This window comes from Azospirillum sp. TSH20 (assembly GCF_003115935.1).
Classification (GTDB): Bacteria; Pseudomonadota; Alphaproteobacteria; order Azospirillales; family Azospirillaceae; genus Azospirillum.
Genome location: NZ_LGQU01000077.1, coordinates 1 through 16,006, shown reverse-complemented (window position 1 = coordinate 16,006; position 16,006 = coordinate 1). Strand labels below are relative to the sequence as shown.

The following is a 16,006-nucleotide window of genomic DNA, read 5'->3' as shown; positions in this document are numbered from 1 at the left end:
TGTGCTTCGAGACCCTGGGGCGAAGGAGGCTGTTTGCCCTGCTCCATCGGGGGATGCAAGGGCGCCGCCGGTCACAGGGCGTCCAGCCTGCGCAGCAGGTCGATCAGCCGGTGGGCGGCGGAGCGCCAGCCGAAATGCTCCAGCAGATGCCCGCGGGCCGAGCGGCGGGTGCCGTCGGGATCGTCGATGACCGCGCGCAGCAGCCGGGCGGCCTCCTCCTCGTCGGGGGTCCACCACTCCCGGCCGCGATAGCCGTCCAGGGCGGGGGTGACGCGGCTGGGGATCATGTGGGCGGTCCGGCCGTCCAGATAGGCGCGGTAGGCGCTGTGGTCGGGAGCCAGCAGGGTCAGCCCCATGGCGCCGGCCTGCGCCATCGGCAGGTCCCAGCCCTCGCCGTGCGACATGCTCCAGTAATGGGTGGCGGCGGCGTGGAGCGATGTCATGACGGTGTCCGGCAGCTTGCCCTCGACCAGGAAGAGGGGGGCGGCCTGGGCCAATGTCCGGCCGGTCTCCGCCGTCAGCCGGGCCAGCAGATCGCGGAGGCCGCCGGATGCCCCATCCCCCTTGCCGGGCTTCAGCAGCAGGGCGGCGTCGTCCTCCGCCCGCGTCGTGCGCAGCCACACCCGCAGCAGCCCTTCCAGGTTTTTGCGGCTGTTGAGGTCGGAGATGTTGAGGATGCGGACCCGGTGATCGGCCAGCCGGCGTCCCGTTGGATCGAAAATGGCGATGGGCGGCACCTGACCGGGCTCCAGCGGCTCCACCCCCTCCGGGCAGATGTGGATGCGGTCGGCCGGATGGCCGGCAGCGAGCCATGCCTGGCGCGAGGAGTCGGTGGCGACGACGACATGGTCGTGGCGCCGGCTGTGCGCCGCCCACAGGGGCGGGATGTCGAGCGCCTCGAACACCGTGTAGTTGATCGTCTTCAGCCCCGGAACGGCCTCCACCACCACCGGCGTGGTGAAGCTCAGCACCGCCTTGGCCCGCACCGGCCGGTTGAGCGTGTGCAGGAGCGGGTCGATCTGGTCGTCGGGCAGGTTGTCGACGTCGTCATGGTTCAGATCGACCAGCCGGACGCGCACCCCGGCATCGACCAGATGGCGGACGAACTGGCGGACCTTGTGGGCATAGCCGCTGTTGTCGCGGAAGGCGCCGCGGACGACCAGCCCCGGCGGCAGCGACGGGTCGGCGGCGTCGCGGGCGATGTCGCGGGCGGTGGCGACGCGCTCTAGCGACCGGCGCAGGCGGGACGCGAGCGCGCCGCCGGCCTCCAGGACGGCGGCGGGGCGCAGCAGCCGCTCCGCCTCGTCCAGCCGGCCGCGGGCGAGCGCCTCGCGCCCCAGGCGGATCAGCGTCACGCCGCAGTCGGGATCCAGCTCCAGCTTGCGGCGGAAATGCGCGGCCGCCTCGTCCAGCCGCCCCAAATCCTGCAAGGCCCCCCCCTGGTTGAAGAGGGTGGGCGCAAGCATGGGCGCCAGCAGGAGCGAGCGCGCCATCAGCGCCACCCCCTCCGCCTCGCGCCCGGCACGGCGCCTCTGCAGCCCCAGCAGATGCAGGGAATGCGGCTCGGCCGGCTCCACCGCCAGGACGACGCGGTAGAGCGCCGCCGCGCGCTCCGGCTGGCCGCCGTTGTGAAGGGCGACCGCCTTGGTCAGGATGTCGTGGATCGAGGGCATGGTCTGACCGGGAAAGCCGGCAAAAGCACGGGGTGTCGTTGCCGGCGTCAATCGAGGGGGACCTCCGGCGTCTTGCCGGGATCGCGCGCCGGGCTGCGCATCGGGTTCTTGGGATCGAACAGGCCAAGGCGCTGCAGCGTCTGAGCGAAGCCTTCAGTCAGCATGGTGATGCGGTCGCTGATCTCGGCGATCTCGCGGGCGGAAATGACGGGGGCGTCGGCCGAGATGCGGCCGTGGGCACGGTAGTTCAGGCGGATGGCGACGTCGTCGGTCTCACCCTGGATCCAGGATCCGTGCAGGATCTTGTTGCGCTCCCGCCCCAGCTCCAGCGCCTCGTCGCAGCGGGTGACCAGGGCCTTGGCCTCGTCGGGGGGAAGCCGCCGGCCGGCGATGGCCTTCAGCGCGTCGAAGCGCGCCTTGACCTGCATGTTGGAGGCGATGGGCAGGAAGTCCGCATGGTCGGTGCCGAGAAGGCGCGAGATGCACAGCGAAACCATATCTTCCAATTGCGCCCAGGACACGGCGATCATGCCGATCGCACAGTACATCTTCACGCTGAGGGGGCCCAGCCGGACCGTTCGCGTCGTCATGGACCAACCTTGCCTTCCAGTCCCCGCCATCCGGGGACCGACCGAAAATAAGCGTTCCGCCCGGTGTGGCAAAGCGGTCATTGCACGGCCCACAGTTGACAGGGCCGGGTGATCCGTAGGATGCACTCTGCGCCGTCCGGTGGGGGCCACCCTCCCCTCCTCCCGCTTGCTCCTCTCCGCCACAAGCACAAGGTGTCATGCCCATGGACTCCCAGGCTTCCGCCCCGTCGCTGCACGGCTGCCTCGCCTCCGCGATCGAGGTCCTGCAGCGCACCATGGACAGCCTGGATCCGGCGCGGGTCGAGGCGGCGGTGGATGCGGTCACGGCGGCGCTGGGCGCCAACAAGGCGCTGCTGGTCTGCGGCAACGGCGGCTCGGCGTCGGACGCCCAGCACATCACCGGCGAGCTGGTCGGCCGTTTCCTGAAGGAGCGGCGCGGGCTGAAGGCGATCTGCCTCAGCTCCAACCCAGCGGTGCTGACCGCCTGGAGCAACGATTATTCCTACGACACCGTCTTCTCGCGCCAGACCGAAGCCTACGGCGAGCCGGGCGGCGTCATCCTCGGCATCTCCACCAGCGGCAATTCGCGCAACGTGATCGCCGCTTTCGAGGTGGCCAAGCAGATGGGCATGACCACCATCGCCATGACCGGCGAGGGCGGCGGCAAGATGGCGGAGTTGAGCGACATCCTGCTGGACGTGCCGTCGCGCTCCACCCCGCTGATCCAGCAGGTCCATATCTGCCTCTACCATTACCTGTGCGAACAGGTCGAAGCCCGGCTCGCCTGAACCGTCCATGGCCCCGCCCGTCCCCATTCCCGTTCCGGAAGCCTTGAAGCGTCAGGCCTTGGAGGCTCTCGGCGCCGGACGCCTGGAGGAGGCGGAGGCGCTCTATCGCCATATGCTGGCGCAGGACGGGACGGCCGCCGACCTGTGGAACAATTTCGGTGTCGTTCTGGCCGACTTGCGGCGTCCGGAGGAGTCGGCGGCGGCCCTGAGAACCGCCCTGGCTCTGCGCCCGAACTACGACAGGCCGTGGGTCGGGCGGGGCGCCGCCGCCTATGGCACCAATCGGCTGGACGAGGCGGTGCGGTGCTGGAGCCGGGCTATCGCCCTCAACCCGCGCCAGGACGCCGGGATGTGGTTCAACCTGGGCGTCACCCACCAGATGCGTGGCGAGGCTGAGGCAGCCGCCCCCTGCTTGGACCAAGCCGAACGGCTGGCGCCCGCCGATCCGCTGATCGCCAGCCAGCGGTTGCTGTGCCTGAACTACCTGGATCTGTCCGGAGAGCGCCTGCTGGCCGAACATCGGCGCTTCGACGAGCGGTTTGGCAGGCTGCCGCCGCCGGCCCCGCACGCCAACCGCGCCGATCCGGAAAAGCGGCTGCGCATCGGCTACCTGTCGGTCGAGTTCCGCGAGCATCTCGGCGCCTATTTCCTGACGCCGCTGTTCGAAGCGGCCGACCGCAGCCGTTTTGAGATCGTCTGCTATTCGATCCTGCCGGACAGCCATGCCGACGCCCACACCGCCCGGTTCAAGGCGCAGGCCGACGGCTGGCGCAATGTCGGCCATCTGGACGACGAGGCACTGGCGGCACAGATCCGCGCCGACGGCATCGACATCCTGGTCGATCTCGCCGGTCATTCCGGGCTGAACCGGCTGCCGATGCTGGCCCGCCGCCCGGCACCGGTGCAGGTGACGTGGCTGGGCTATCCCAACGGCACCGGCATGGCGTCGGTCGACTACCGCATCGTCGATCCCATCAGCGACCCGGTCGGTCCGACCGACGCCCATGCGGTGGAAACGTTGGTCCGGCTGCCCGCCCCCTTCTTGTGCTTCCGCCCGCCGGCCGCCGCCCCGGCGGTGGTGCCGCTGCCGGCGGGCGCCACCGGGGCCATCACCTTCGGCTCCTTCAACAAGCTGCCCAAGATCACCGACGGCACCGTGGCGCTGTGGGCCGAGGTGCTGCGCCGGGTGCCGGACGCGCGCCTGCTGCTGAAGGACCGGCCGCTGTCCGACCCCGGCACCGCCGCCTTGATGCGGGCGCGCTTCGCCGCCGCTGGCATCGACCCGGCCCGGCTTGATCTGGTCGGCTTCATCAAGGACGCCGCCGGCCATCTGGCCGCCTACAACCGCATCGACATCGCGCTGGACCCCCACCCCTACAACGGCACCATCACCACCTGCGACTGCTTGTGGATGGGCGCTCCGCTGGTGACGCTGGCGGGCGGGCGCCATGCCGCCCGCGTCGGCGCCAGCCTGATGGCCGCCGTCGGCCTGCCCGAGCTGGTCGCCGCCACCCCCGACCGCTACGCCGCCATCGCCGCTGATCTGGCCGGAGACCTGACCCGGCTGATGCGGCTGCGCCTGGGCATGCGCGAACGGCTGCGGGCATCGCCCCTGTGCGACCAAGGGCGCTTCATGCGCAACCTGGAAACCGCCTACCGCCTGATGTGGCGACGCTGGTGCGACGGGATGGCCGGGCGCCCCGCTTGACAAGCTCGCCCCGCGGCTTCTACCGATAGCGCCGTCTTCCCCGCCACCACACCGGACCGCCGCGATGAGCGAAGCGCCGCCCTCTTCCCCCGCCCCCGACACCGCGTCCGCGGTGCACAGCGGGTCGGCCGACCGCTTCGGCTACGAATGGGGTCGCTATGCCGAGCTGAAGGACATCTACGAGGAGCAGTTCCGCCGCTGGACGCCCTTCCTGACGCCCGAGGACTGGCGCGGCCTGACCTTCGTCGATGTCGGCTGCGGCATGGGACGCAACAGCCACTGGCCGATGAGCTACGGCGCCGCCGGCGGGCTGGCCATCGACATCGACGAGCGCAGCCTGGCGTCCGCCCGCACGACGCTGGCCCCGCATCCGGCAATGGAGGTGCGCCGCCAGAGCGCCTATGAGCTGAACGAGGTGGAGCGCTTCGACCTCGCCTTCTCCATCGGCGTCATCCACCATCTGGCCCACCCGGAGACGGCGCTCGCCAACATGGTGCGCGCGGTGAAACCGGGCGGACGGGTGATGGTCTGGGTCTATGGCCGCGAGAACAACGGCTGGATCGTCCGCTTCGCCGACCCGCTGCGCAAGGCGCTGTTCAGCCGCCTGCCGATCGGGCTGGTGCATGCGCTGTCCCTGCCGCCGACCGCGCTGCTGTGGCTGGCCCTGCGGCTGGGGCTGGACCGGCTGGAATATTTCCGCCTGATCCGCCGCTTCGACTTCGCCCACCTGCGCTCCATCGTCTTCGACCAGATGCTGCCGAAGATCGCCAACTATTGGCGCCGCGACGAGGTGGAGGCGCTGATGACGGGCGCCGGACTGGAAGACGTGCAACTTGCCTGGGTCAACGAGATCTCCTGGGCGGCGATCGGCCGGAAGCCGCAGGAATAAGGACCCGGAAGGCCACGGGGGGGTGGATCAAAGACGTGAAGGGAGCAGCCCTTTATTGCTGACGGCCGGGGTCTTGGGTTAAGAAGCCCCGGTTCCGCGCCGCCGGTCATTTGCGCGGCCAAGCGTTGGGGGTTGCCATTTCCGAGTTCTCGCCGGCCTTCATCCAGGCCTACAACACCGGTGCGGCGCTGTTCCAGGCCGGCCGCTTCGACGAGGCGGCCGGCGTCTACCGCCGCCTGATCGACGAAAACCCGGACCTCGCGACGCCGCATGCCGCCACCCTGCATGGCGCCCTGGGCCTGTGCCTGCGTACCGCCGGCCGGCCGGACGAGGCGCTGGAGCCGCTGCGCCAGGCATTGCGGCTGAAGCCCGATTATCCGGACGTGCTGAACGCACTGGGCGGTATCCTGCTCGACCGCCGCCACATCGACCATGCGCTGATCGCCTTCCGCGAACTGGTGAAGCTGAAGCCCGACTATCCGGGCGCGCTGCTGACGCTGGGCAACCTGTTCATGTTCAGCGGCGACGGCGAGCGGGCACGCGCCGCCTACCGGCTGGCGCTGGTCGTCGAGCCGGACGTGGCCGTCAACCACAACAACCTGGGTGCGGTCAGCCTCAGCCTCGGCCATCTGGCGGAGGCGGCGCTGAACTACCGCCGGGCGCTCGTCATCGATGTCGGCAAACCGGAATACCGCAAGAATCTCGGCACCTGCCTGCTGATGGCCGGCGACTACGCCGGCGGCACTGTCGCCTATGAGGGCCGGCTGGAGCAGGGGGTCTGGCGCAAGCGCAACATGCCGGGCGTCCTGTGGCAGGGCCAGCCGCTGGCGGGCAAGACGCTGTTGGTCCATTTCGAGCAGGGGCTGGGCGATTCCTTCCAGTACATCCGCTATGCCGGCGTTCTGAAGCGGATGGGCGCGCGGGTGCTCTATGAATGCCAGCCGGCGCTGAAGCGCGTGCTGTCGACCGCTCCCGACCTGGACGGGCTGTTCGCCTTCGGCGAGCCGCTGCCGACCTACGATTACCACATCTCGCTGATGAGCCTGATGCACCGGCTGGGCACCACCCCGGACAATGTTCCCGGCGGCGTGCCCTATATCCGGGCCGAACCGGAGCTGGAGGCCGGCTGGGCGGAGCGGCTGGACCGGCTGGAGAGCGGCAAGCGCCCGGCCTTGCGCGTCGGCATCAACTGGCACGGCAACGAGACCGGCAAGTCGATCCCGCTGGAATGCTTCGAAGCGATGGGTCGGCTGCCCGGCGTTCGGCTCTACAGCCTGCAGAAGGTGTCGGGCCTGGACCATCTGCAGCGGCTGCGCGACCGGGTGGCGGTGACGGAGCTGGGGGCGGAGTTCGACGCCGGACCGGACGCCTTCCTCGACACCGCCGCGGTGATGGCCAACATGGACCTGATCATCACCTGCGACACCTCGGTCTGCCATCTGGCCGGCGCCATGGGGCGGCCGACCTGGGTGGTGCTGAAATGGTTCGCCGACTGGCGCTGGATGCGCGACCGGCTCGACAGCCCCTGGTACCCGACCATGCGCCTGTTCCGCCAGGCCAGCCCCAACGACTGGGCCGAGGTGATGGCCAGGGTGACGGCAGAGGTCGCGGCTGAGGCTGAAATCCGGAACGGCGCTCTTGCCGGGGAGGCCCGGCAATGACGCTGAACGAAGCGGTACGGCTGGCACTGGACCATTTCCGGGCCGGTCGCGCGGCCGAGGCGGAGCGGGTGTGCCGGGCGATCCTGAACGCCGTTCCCGGCCAGGGCGAGGTCACCCAACTGCTGGGCACGGTGGTGATGATGCAGAACCGCCCGCAGGAGGCGGAGACCATCCTGCGCCAGTCGATCGCCGCCCGGCCCGACCTGCCCGACAGTCACGGCAATCTCGGCACCGTGCTGCAGGCGCTGGGCCGCATGGGCGAGTCCTTGGCAGCGCACGACCGCTGCGTCCAGCTGACGCCCGGCACGCCGGAGGGCTACGTCAACCGCGGCTCGACCCGACTGGCGCTCGGCGACCGCAACGGGGCGGCAACCGACTTCGCCCGCGCGCTGAGGCTGCGGCCGATCGACGCGCTCGCCGCCACCAATCTCGGCGTCGCCCTGCGCGAAGGACAGCGGATGGCCGAGGCGCTCCGCGCCCTGACCCGGGCGCTGGTCGTCGAGCCCGGCAGCGGCGAGGCGATGCTCGGCTATGCCCACGCCCTGCGCGAACTGGGCCGCCTGGGCGAGGCCGAGACCGCCTATGCCCGGGCGGTGACGCTGACGCCGGCCAAGACCGAAGCGCTGTGCTACCACCTCTACCTCAAGCAGACGCTGTGCGCCTGGGACGAGTACGACGGCTTGTGCGCGCGGGTGACGGAGACCATCGACCGCGACGCCGGCGTCGTCATCCCGCTGGCCACCCTGTCGATCGACACCACGCCGGCCCAGCAGGACCGCTCGGCACGCCTTTTCTACGACCGGCTGGTCAAGCGCGCCTCCTCCCCGCCGATGCCGGCGCGGCCGGAAAGCCAATCCGGCGGGCGCTTGCGCATCGCCTATGTCTCGGCCGATTTCCACGAGCACGCCACCGCCTATCTGGCGGCCGAGCTGTTCGAGCTGCACGACCGCGACCGCTTCGAGGTGCTGGCCTATTCCTACGGCCCCGACGACGGCAGCGCGATGCGCCAGCGGCTGGTGACGGCCTTCGACCGCTTCCGCGACATCCGCAGCGTGCCGCTGGATGCCGTCGCCCGCTGCATGGCCGACGATGGCGTCGACATCATGATCGACCTGAAGGGCTACACCAAGCAGACAAGGCTCGACCTGCTGTCGCGCCGGCTGGCGCCGGTCGAGGTCAGTTACCTGGGCTATCCCGGCACCATCGGCTGCCCGCACATGGATTATGTGATCGGCGACCGCTTCGTCACTCCACCGGAGCACCAGCCCTTCTACGCCGAGCGGCTGGCGATCCTGCCCGACGCCTACCAGATCAACGACCGCCGCCGCCCGCTGCCTGACCAAGTGCCGTCGCGGGCCGCCTGCGGCCTGCCGGAGGACGGCGTCGTCTTCGCCGCCTTCAACACCGCCTACAAGATCAGCCCCTCCATGTTCGCCCTGTGGATGCGCATCCTCAAGCGCGTGCCGGGATCGGTCCTGTGGCTGTTCGAGGCCAATCCGCGGGCCGCCGCCAACCTGACGGCCACAGCGGCGTCCCAGGGCGTCGACCCCGCCCGGCTGGTCTTCGCCCCGCCCCGCCCGCTGGCCGAGCACATCGCCCGCTACCGGGTTGCCGATCTGGCGCTCGACACCCTGCCCTACACCGGCCACACCACCACCAGCGACGCGCTGTGGGCGGGCTGCCCGGTGGTGACCTGCCTGGGTGGGAGCTTCGCGTCCAGGGTGGCAGCCAGCCTGCTGAACGCGGCGGGCCTGCCCGACACCATCACGCGGTCGCTGGCCGAATACGAGGATCTGGCGGTGGCGCTCGCCGGCGATCCCGGGCGCCGTGCCGCCTTGCGCCAGCGGCTGGAGGATGGGCGGATGACGGCGCCGCTGTTCGACAGCCACCGCTTCACCCGCAACCTGGAACGCGCGTATCAGGTCATGTGGTCGCTGCACAAGGCCGGCAAGCCGCCACAGGGCTTCATCCTGCCGGCGGGCTGAGCCCACAGGGGGCGCGCCCGCAGCCTTTGTTCCCCCTTTGATCCATTCACATCCTCTGGTATGCGAGGCCCGCCCTCTTTCTGTTTCAAGGTTGCAACAAGCCCTGAAAGCGCTAACCAGATCAAGGATAGGTTTGCTACCATACCTTTTGGCAGATATTGCTTTGTTGGTATGGCTGAGCAAATGGCGATCTTTACTTCGAAATCTAAGCTTCTTTTGAGAGTTGCTATCCTCTCAATTGCTTTTGGGTTGAGCATCTGTGCGTCCATTCCAGCCATGCAGCCTCTTGAGCACAGCCAAATGGCTGTGTTGGAGAATGCACGATGAACGCGATCTATCCAATCACGGCTGAGATTGGCACAAGCACCACCTACCAGGGGCGGTTGGAATTCGTCACCACCACCAAAATTTACGGCTGGCTGCACAACCAGAGCAATCCTGCGCAGGAATGCTTGGTCGACCTTTATGTCGACGGGCGATTCCTCGGTACCCATGCCTGCAATGAGCATCACAAGGCGCTGACCGGGCTGCCGGGCCGCAACGGCTTCCTGGCCTTCAACATCCCCCTGCCCGCCGGGCTTCTCTCCATCGATCGCTGCTGCGTGGATGTCAAAATTCATGGCACCAAAACATCCATCCCCGGGGCGCCCGTCGTTACCAGCCTCCACCGAGCGGTGATCGACACGGCCTTGTCCGGCATGACGCCGGAGCGCCAAGCTTTGTGCATGAGTGCACTTGCAGAGACGACCAACCAGACCAAGCGCGGACGCGACCGGATTGAGGACGCAAGGCTGCTTCGGCACGCCAAGGGGTTCGAAGGCAGCGAGTTGACGGTCGGCGCCTTCCTGGCGCACCAGCTTTACCGGCTTCAGGAGCGGCACAATTTCCACCTGCGCAGCGCTGCCGATCTGACCCGCTTCCTGGTGCGGCACGCCGAGCACTTCAACCTTGCCGACCATGCCTGGTGCCCGCTGCCGGCTGATGTGACGGCGTACCTCGCCTCAGGCGAAGAGGATGCCGCCGGCCAGTTCCGCTCCCGCCTGTTGTCGGCCTACCAGACACAGACAGGCGAGGCGGCCAACAGTGGGGTGGATGCGCTGTGCCAGCTGACCCACTGGATGTTCGGCAAGGCCCGTCTGCCCAAGGAGGGCTTGGCCTCCCGGCATGTCGAGGCGTTGAATGCACCGGCTGGGATCGACCCTTATGGGCTGATTTCACGCTTTTATGCCGGGATGCACGCCCGGGACAGTGCCCTTGCCACCGCTTTCGCGTCCTCTGACGAGCAGGTGTTGTTTTTGCTGCTGCTGGCGGTTTCTCTGTGGTTGATCCGCTGGAACCTCGACGACCTGTTCTTGACCGCGCCGGTGCGTGCCCTGCTCGACGCCCCGGTTCATCATAACGGCCGGGTCATGAATGGGCTTGCCTATTTCTACACCCGCCTTGGTGTGCCGGACGCGCAGGCGCTGAACCTATCGTCACTGCACCAGCGGCAATGCGCTCCGGTGGCGCGCCACCTGCCACGCACGGCAGAGACGAAGGGCGTCAACCTGTTTGGCTATTTCGACGGCGGCACCGGCATCAGCCGCAACGCCCTGTTCTCCCGCGACATCCTGCAAGACGCCGGCTTCGGCGTGACGATGCCGATGATGGCGGTGCCCAGCCGTCATGCCGGGGAGGAACTCTACCCGGTCAACCTGATCCATTTTGGCCTACTAGGCGCGCCGGGCGACATAATCAACCATGGGCTGGAGCGCTTTGCCGGTGCGTACAACATCGGCTTCTTCCTGTGGGAGACCAGTGCTCTGCCCCGCTCGGCCCATCTGGCGCTGGAGATGATGGACGAGCTGTGGACGATGTCGAGCTTCTGTGCCGACGCCCTGGCCCAGCATTTCACCGGCCCCATCCATGTCGTGCCCAACTGCGTCGATGAGCGGGTGTTGAAGGCCAGCGCGGATAAGCGGTCGAAGGCTGAGCCCTTCACCTTCTATTTTTGCTTCGATGCCCGCAGCTGGTACACGCGCAAGAACCCGCTGGCGGCGGCCCGCGCCTTCCAAAAGGCCTTCCCCCGGGAAAGCGGGGTGCGGCTTGTCCTGCGCATCCGCCACCGCCAGACCAGCCGCCGGAGCGTCGCCGATCTTGCCCACAAGCTGGAGCTCGATCGTCTGGTCGCGGGCGATCCCCGCATCCTCCTGCGCGATCGCGAGCTGTCATACGCCGACTCGCTGGCCGAGATGCACGCTTGCGACGCCTATGTCTCGCTGCACCGGGCGGAAGGCTTCGGCTACACCATGGTGGAGGCGATGATGATGGGCAAGCCGGTGATCGCGTCCCGCTATTCGGCCAACCTCGACTATATGAGCGACGAGACCGCCTTTCTGGTTGGCGGCCAGGAGCGCTATCTGGAGTGCGACGAGTATCTCGGCGTCACCCCCGGCGCCCGCTGGTTCGAGCCGGACATCAGCTCGGCCGCCGAGGCGATGCGGCGGGTGTGGCAGGACCAGGACGAGGCCAGGCGGCGGGCAGAGGCTGGCACGGCCTTTGTTCGCAGCCGCTTTGCCCGTCCGGTGCTGCAGGAGCTCTATGCCTGCCGGCTCGACAGCATTTTGAAAAGCAGCGCCTGAACCATAGGAACAGCTCTGCGACCGCATGCCACGCCGCAAGTCTCCCGCTCGATCTGTATTATTCAATTAAAGGTAAAATATATTAGCATTTTAGCAAGTTTCTTTCCACCCTCTTGTCCAACGCGGGAGATGGCCTTGCATCTCCTCCCCACCCAACAGAGCCGCACAAGGTCTCACCTAAGGTAGATGAATCTATATTTCATGAGCGTGTATTGTGACATTGATTTTTCAACCGCACAGTAAGGTTGATTTTATTTGCGTGCTTTTGGTATATGCCGATTAGGGGATTCCCTTATTACTCCGTCTTGGACTCTCGCCTCTGGTGAAAGACTCCTATCAGGACGGAAAAACGGGTCGCGGCATCTGGAATGCAGATGGCAAGGCCGGCCGTCGCATCTTCCGGTATGCATCCGACGGGCGGCTGCTTGACCAATGGCATGGGGTGGGGAACACGAGCATGGATGGCGCTCTGAATCTGGTTGGGACCACGGCGGCGGCGCACAGCCGGGACGCCGCGGTGCCCACCAGCCTTGAGGATGCGTTCAACGGCTACCGTCTCTTCCTCGGCCGTCACCCGGCCAGCATCGAGGAGGTCACGGCGGCGATCGGCTGCACGTTTGGCGAATTCCTCGGCCACTATCTGATGCGTGGCGAGTTCCTCAATGGCATCGTCGCCAGCCTCACCGGAACGGCCGCGCTGCCGCACATCGCCTTGGCTCCGGCTCCGGATGAGGGCTTGAGGCGCTGGGCGCTGGAGCGCCTGCCCCTGTCGACCGCCGCGCGCGAGCGGCTTGCCACCAGCCGCTCCTGGCGCTTCTGGCTGCTGGCCATCCTGCGCGACGAGGGTTTCCGCGCCGGTTTGCCGGGTGCGGTGGCCGAGTGGCTGGCGAACTCCGGCCTGCAAGCCCGGCTGGCGGCGCTTGAGCTCGCTCCCACCCGCCACCTGATCGGCGAGGCCTCGCACAATGGAGCCGGCACCATCATGGGCTGGTGCGCCAACGCCAGCGATCTCACAGAGCGCGTGGTGCTGGAGTTTCACCTCGGCGAGCGCTTCATCGGGGCGGTGCGCTGCGAGCGCTTCGCCCCCGGGTTGGGCGAGCGCATCGGCGGCAGCGGCGAGTGCGGCTTTGCCTTCGACATCCCCGCCGCTCATGCCGATCTGGTCGCCCGCGGAGCGATGCTGCGCATCCGCGACGCCCAGTCCAAAGCGCCTTTCGGCGCGGACCTCTACCTCAAGACCAACCTGCCGGCCGCGCTTGATGATCTCGGCCGGATGCTGAGTGTCCTCCAGTCGATGAAGGCGACGCTCGCCAACATCGAGCAGCAGCTCCCGCACACCCTGCAGCAGCTCAGCCCGCCGCTGTCGGCCTATGGCCCCTTGAAGGCGCAAGGGCTGCTTGCCTGCCACCGCCCGCTGGACGGGCAGGCCGCCGCCGCGGTGTCTGGCCTTACGGTCAACGTGATCCTGCTGGAAACCGCACTCGAGCCGGCAGCGCTGCGCCGCCTGCTGACCTCCCTGGACAGCCAGACGCAGGAGCGCTGGACGCTCACCGTGCTGGCCGATGCCGAGGCGCTTGGCGACGAGGTTCGGGCGCTGCTCCGCCCGCTGACGGCCGCGGGCCGGGCGGTGGTGGCCAAGCCGGCGGCTCTGCCGCGCCTGCTGGCGAGCCACGCCCTCGTCACCGCCGCTGCTGCCCATCTGGTGGTGGGCCAAGCCGGCCTCTTGCGGGCGGATGCGCTGGCGGCTTTCCTGGCGGCGCTGGAGCCGGCGTCAAGCACTCCGGCCTCTGTCGCCTACAGCGACCATGACATCCTGCTCGGCGCCCACAGCGGCAAGCCGGCACGGCTGCTGCCGGTCTTCAAGCCGGACTTCGACCCGGTGATGCTGCTGGCCTACGACTATGCCGGCCCGATGGTTCTGGTGACGCCGGAGGCCCTGCTGAAGGCCTGCGCCCTCGTCAACGGGACACCGCCGTCAAGCCTGCACGATCTGATGCTGCGCGTGGGCGACTGTGTGCCGGCCGACGCCATCCGCCACATCCCGTCGGTGCTCTACAGCCTGGAGCAGCCGGTCGACCTGCGCCGCCCCGATGGGCTGCCCCGGCTGCTGGAGGGCGAGCCCGAGGCGGTGCAGGGCTGGGCCGAGCGGTGGGGAATGGTCGCCGAGGTGCGGCGGGCGCTGGTGGTCAGCGAAGACGAGGACGGTCAGACGCTGGTCGCGCCATGCGAGATCGCGCTTCGTCCGGCGAGCTACCCGGCGGTCAACGTCATCGTGCCGACCCGCAATTCGCCGGTCCTGCTGCGCAACTGCCTGGACGCGCTCTTGCGCACCCGTCAGGCCTATCCGGGGCCGCTGCAGATCCTGGTGATCGACCATCAGAACGAGGATCCCGACAGCGTCGCCCTGATCGCCGCCATGCAGGCCCAGCGCGGCGTCGATGTCATGCCGTACAAGGGTACTTTCAACTGGGCGATGATGAACAACCTTGCCGCCGAGCAATCCAGCGGCGAGGTGCTGGTCTTCCTCAACGACGACACCCTGGCTGCCGAGCCCGGTTGGCTGGCCCAAGCGGTGGCGACGCTTGGCCTGCCGGATGTCGGCGTGGTGGGGGGCCGCCTGCTCTATGGCGACGGCAGCATCCAGCATGCCGGCGTGGTCACCAGCGTTGAGCAGGGGGCGGTGCATGAAGGGATCGGCATGCCCGGCCATGAGGGCGGCTATCTCGGGCGCGTCCAAGTGCTGCGCTCTGCCGCTGCCGTGACCGGCGCCTGCCTGATCACCTCCCGGACGGTGTTCGAGGCGGTCGGTGGCTTCGATGCCAGCTGGCCCGTCAACTGGAACGACATCACCTACTGCCTGGCGGCGCGCAAGGCCGGTTGGCGGGTGGTCTATGATCCCAGGGTTTGCCTGTATCACCATGAATCGAAGACGCGCGGCTATCTGCTTGGACAGGCCGGCCAGGATGTCTACCAGGCGGAGCTGCGTCGGCTGCAGGCCGACTGGGAGGGGCATCTCATTGATCCTTTCCACAACCCGGCCTTCCATCGCAAGGAGATGCCCTTCCTGAGGATGGCGCTGTGACACCGGGCTTGGCGGGAAACATGCGTGCTTTTGAGGCCTCTGAGCCATTGCAGGCCCCTGCTGCGGGCCAGCTTTGCGTCGGTCTCTTAAACAGCAGGGTGTAGGGGTGAAAAGGGGTGAGCGGGTCATGGTTGGCATAGGTTCTGACGAGCGGCACGGGCGGCAGCCGGGCGGTGGTCCCACGGCGCTCCCCCAAGGCATCTCGAGCCGTTGGGCAACGCGGCGCGCGTCCACCGTTGGCCACGACCTTGACGGTTCAATCTGGCTGGAGACGGAACAATGACGAGACCGACCGCCCTGGTCACCGGAGGCGCGGGTTTCGTTGGGAGCCACACGTGCAAGGCGCTGGCCAAGGCCGGTTACTTGCCAGTGGTCTACGACGACCTGTCCAACGGCGTGGAGGACGCCGTGCGCTGGGGCCCACTCGAGCTCGGCACCCTAGAGGATGAGGCGCATCTGGCGGCTGTCGTCGCGCGCCACAAGCCGGTCGCCGTCGCGCACTTCGCGGCCTTCATTGAGGCGGGTGAGTCGGTGCGGGAGCCGGGTCGATTTTACCGGAACAACGTGGCCGGCACCCTGTCCTTGCTCCGGGTCATGCGCGAGGCCGACATCAAGCGGGTCGTCTTCTCGTCGACGGCCGCCGTCTACGGTAACCCCGAGTGGACCCCGATTTCGGAGGACCACCCGCTGCGCCCGGTGAACCCGTACGGCCGCAGCAAGCTGATGGTCGAGGAGATTCTGGCCGACGTCGCGGCCGCCCACGGCCTTTTCTACGCCGCCCTGCGCTACTTCAACGCCGCCGGCGCCGACCCCGACGGCGACCTGGGCGAGAACCACCAGCCGGAGACGCACCTGATCCTACTGGTGCTCCAGGCCGCCCTTGGACAGCGCCCTTACATGGCCGTGCTCGGGACAGACTATTGCACTGACTCATACAAAAGGTTCAGGCAAGCGGCTGAGTTTATCGAGGATGGTGTCGGCCGGCTTGGTCCAGACGAAGGGCTTGGAT

At 68.1% G+C, this 16,006-nt stretch carries 10 protein-coding genes; 8 read left to right on the top strand and 2 right to left on the bottom strand.

The window, feature by feature from the left end; all coding sequences use genetic code 11:
* Positions 1 to 71: 71 nt before the first annotated feature.
* Entirely contained in the window at positions 72 to 1,673 is a 1,602-nt protein-coding gene (locus tag TSH20_RS20945; RefSeq protein ID WP_109076518.1) for a tetratricopeptide repeat protein, read from the bottom strand.
* A gap of 47 nt (positions 1,674 to 1,720) precedes the next feature.
* Positions 1,721 to 2,263: a hypothetical protein gene (locus TSH20_RS20940; RefSeq protein ID WP_247871463.1), complete on the bottom strand. Its 543-nt coding sequence runs from the start codon at positions 2,261 to 2,263 to the stop codon at positions 1,721 to 1,723.
* A gap of 203 nt (positions 2,264 to 2,466) precedes the next feature.
* Here TSH20_RS20940 and TSH20_RS20935 point away from each other — a divergent pair, with 203 nt between their 5' ends.
* From TSH20_RS20935 to galE, 8 genes are all read left to right on the top strand, one after another.
* Complete coding sequence (locus TSH20_RS20935; RefSeq protein WP_109076528.1) at positions 2,467 to 3,051, top strand: SIS domain-containing protein; 585 nt, start codon at positions 2,467 to 2,469, stop codon at positions 3,049 to 3,051.
* A 7-nt stretch (positions 3,052 to 3,058) separates the two neighbouring features.
* Positions 3,059 to 4,759: a glycosyltransferase family 41 protein gene (locus TSH20_RS20930; RefSeq protein WP_109076517.1), complete on the top strand. Its 1,701-nt coding sequence runs from the start codon at positions 3,059 to 3,061 to the stop codon at positions 4,757 to 4,759.
* A 64-nt stretch (positions 4,760 to 4,823) separates the two neighbouring features.
* On the top strand, positions 4,824 to 5,648 hold the full coding sequence (locus tag TSH20_RS20925) for a class I SAM-dependent methyltransferase (protein WP_109076516.1): 825 nt from the start codon (positions 4,824 to 4,826) through the stop codon (positions 5,646 to 5,648).
* Between the two features lie 125 nt (positions 5,649 to 5,773).
* Positions 5,774 to 7,309, top strand: a complete 1,536-nt coding sequence (locus TSH20_RS20920; RefSeq protein WP_247871462.1) for a tetratricopeptide repeat protein — start codon at positions 5,774 to 5,776, stop codon at positions 7,307 to 7,309.
* Positions 7,306 to 9,294, top strand: coding sequence for a tetratricopeptide repeat protein (locus TSH20_RS20915; protein WP_109076514.1), 1,989 nt, complete (start codon positions 7,306 to 7,308; stop codon positions 9,292 to 9,294). The genes TSH20_RS20920 and TSH20_RS20915 overlap by 4 nt, the downstream gene beginning before the upstream one ends.
* Positions 9,295 to 9,617: 323 nt before the next feature.
* On the top strand, positions 9,618 to 11,915 hold the full coding sequence (locus TSH20_RS20910) for a glycosyltransferase family 4 protein (RefSeq protein WP_109076513.1): 2,298 nt from the start codon (positions 9,618 to 9,620) through the stop codon (positions 11,913 to 11,915).
* A 457-nt stretch (positions 11,916 to 12,372) separates the two neighbouring features.
* The gene (locus TSH20_RS20905) at positions 12,373 to 14,997 is read left to right on the top strand and encodes a glycosyltransferase (RefSeq protein ID WP_109076512.1); all 2,625 of its coding nucleotides are present in this window, start codon (positions 12,373 to 12,375) and stop codon (positions 14,995 to 14,997) included.
* A gap of 279 nt (positions 14,998 to 15,276) precedes the next feature.
* Positions 15,277 to 16,006 (top strand): UDP-glucose 4-epimerase GalE (galE, locus tag TSH20_RS20900; RefSeq protein WP_109076511.1); only part of this gene is annotated, 730 nt, incomplete at its 3' end.

Excerpts from the sequence above, each read along its gene's own strand:
- TSH20_RS20945 (WP_109076518.1), bottom strand. The coding sequence starts at position 1,673 with ATGCCCTCGATCCACGACATCCTGACCAAGGCGGTCGCCCTTCACAAC.
- TSH20_RS20940 (WP_247871463.1), bottom strand. The coding sequence starts at position 2,263 with ATGACGACGCGAACGGTCCGGCTGGGCCCCCTCAGCGTGAAGATGTAC.
- TSH20_RS20935 (WP_109076528.1), top strand. The coding sequence starts at position 2,467 with ATGGACTCCCAGGCTTCCGCCCCGTCGCTGCACGGCTGCCTCGCCTCC.
- TSH20_RS20930 (WP_109076517.1), top strand. The coding sequence starts at position 3,059 with ATGGCCCCGCCCGTCCCCATTCCCGTTCCGGAAGCCTTGAAGCGTCAG.
- TSH20_RS20925 (WP_109076516.1), top strand. The coding sequence starts at position 4,824 with ATGAGCGAAGCGCCGCCCTCTTCCCCCGCCCCCGACACCGCGTCCGCG.
- TSH20_RS20915 (WP_109076514.1), top strand. The coding sequence starts at position 7,306 with ATGACGCTGAACGAAGCGGTACGGCTGGCACTGGACCATTTCCGGGCC.
- TSH20_RS20910 (WP_109076513.1), top strand. The coding sequence starts at position 9,618 with ATGAACGCGATCTATCCAATCACGGCTGAGATTGGCACAAGCACCACC.
- TSH20_RS20905 (WP_109076512.1), top strand. The coding sequence starts at position 12,373 with ATGGATGGCGCTCTGAATCTGGTTGGGACCACGGCGGCGGCGCACAGC.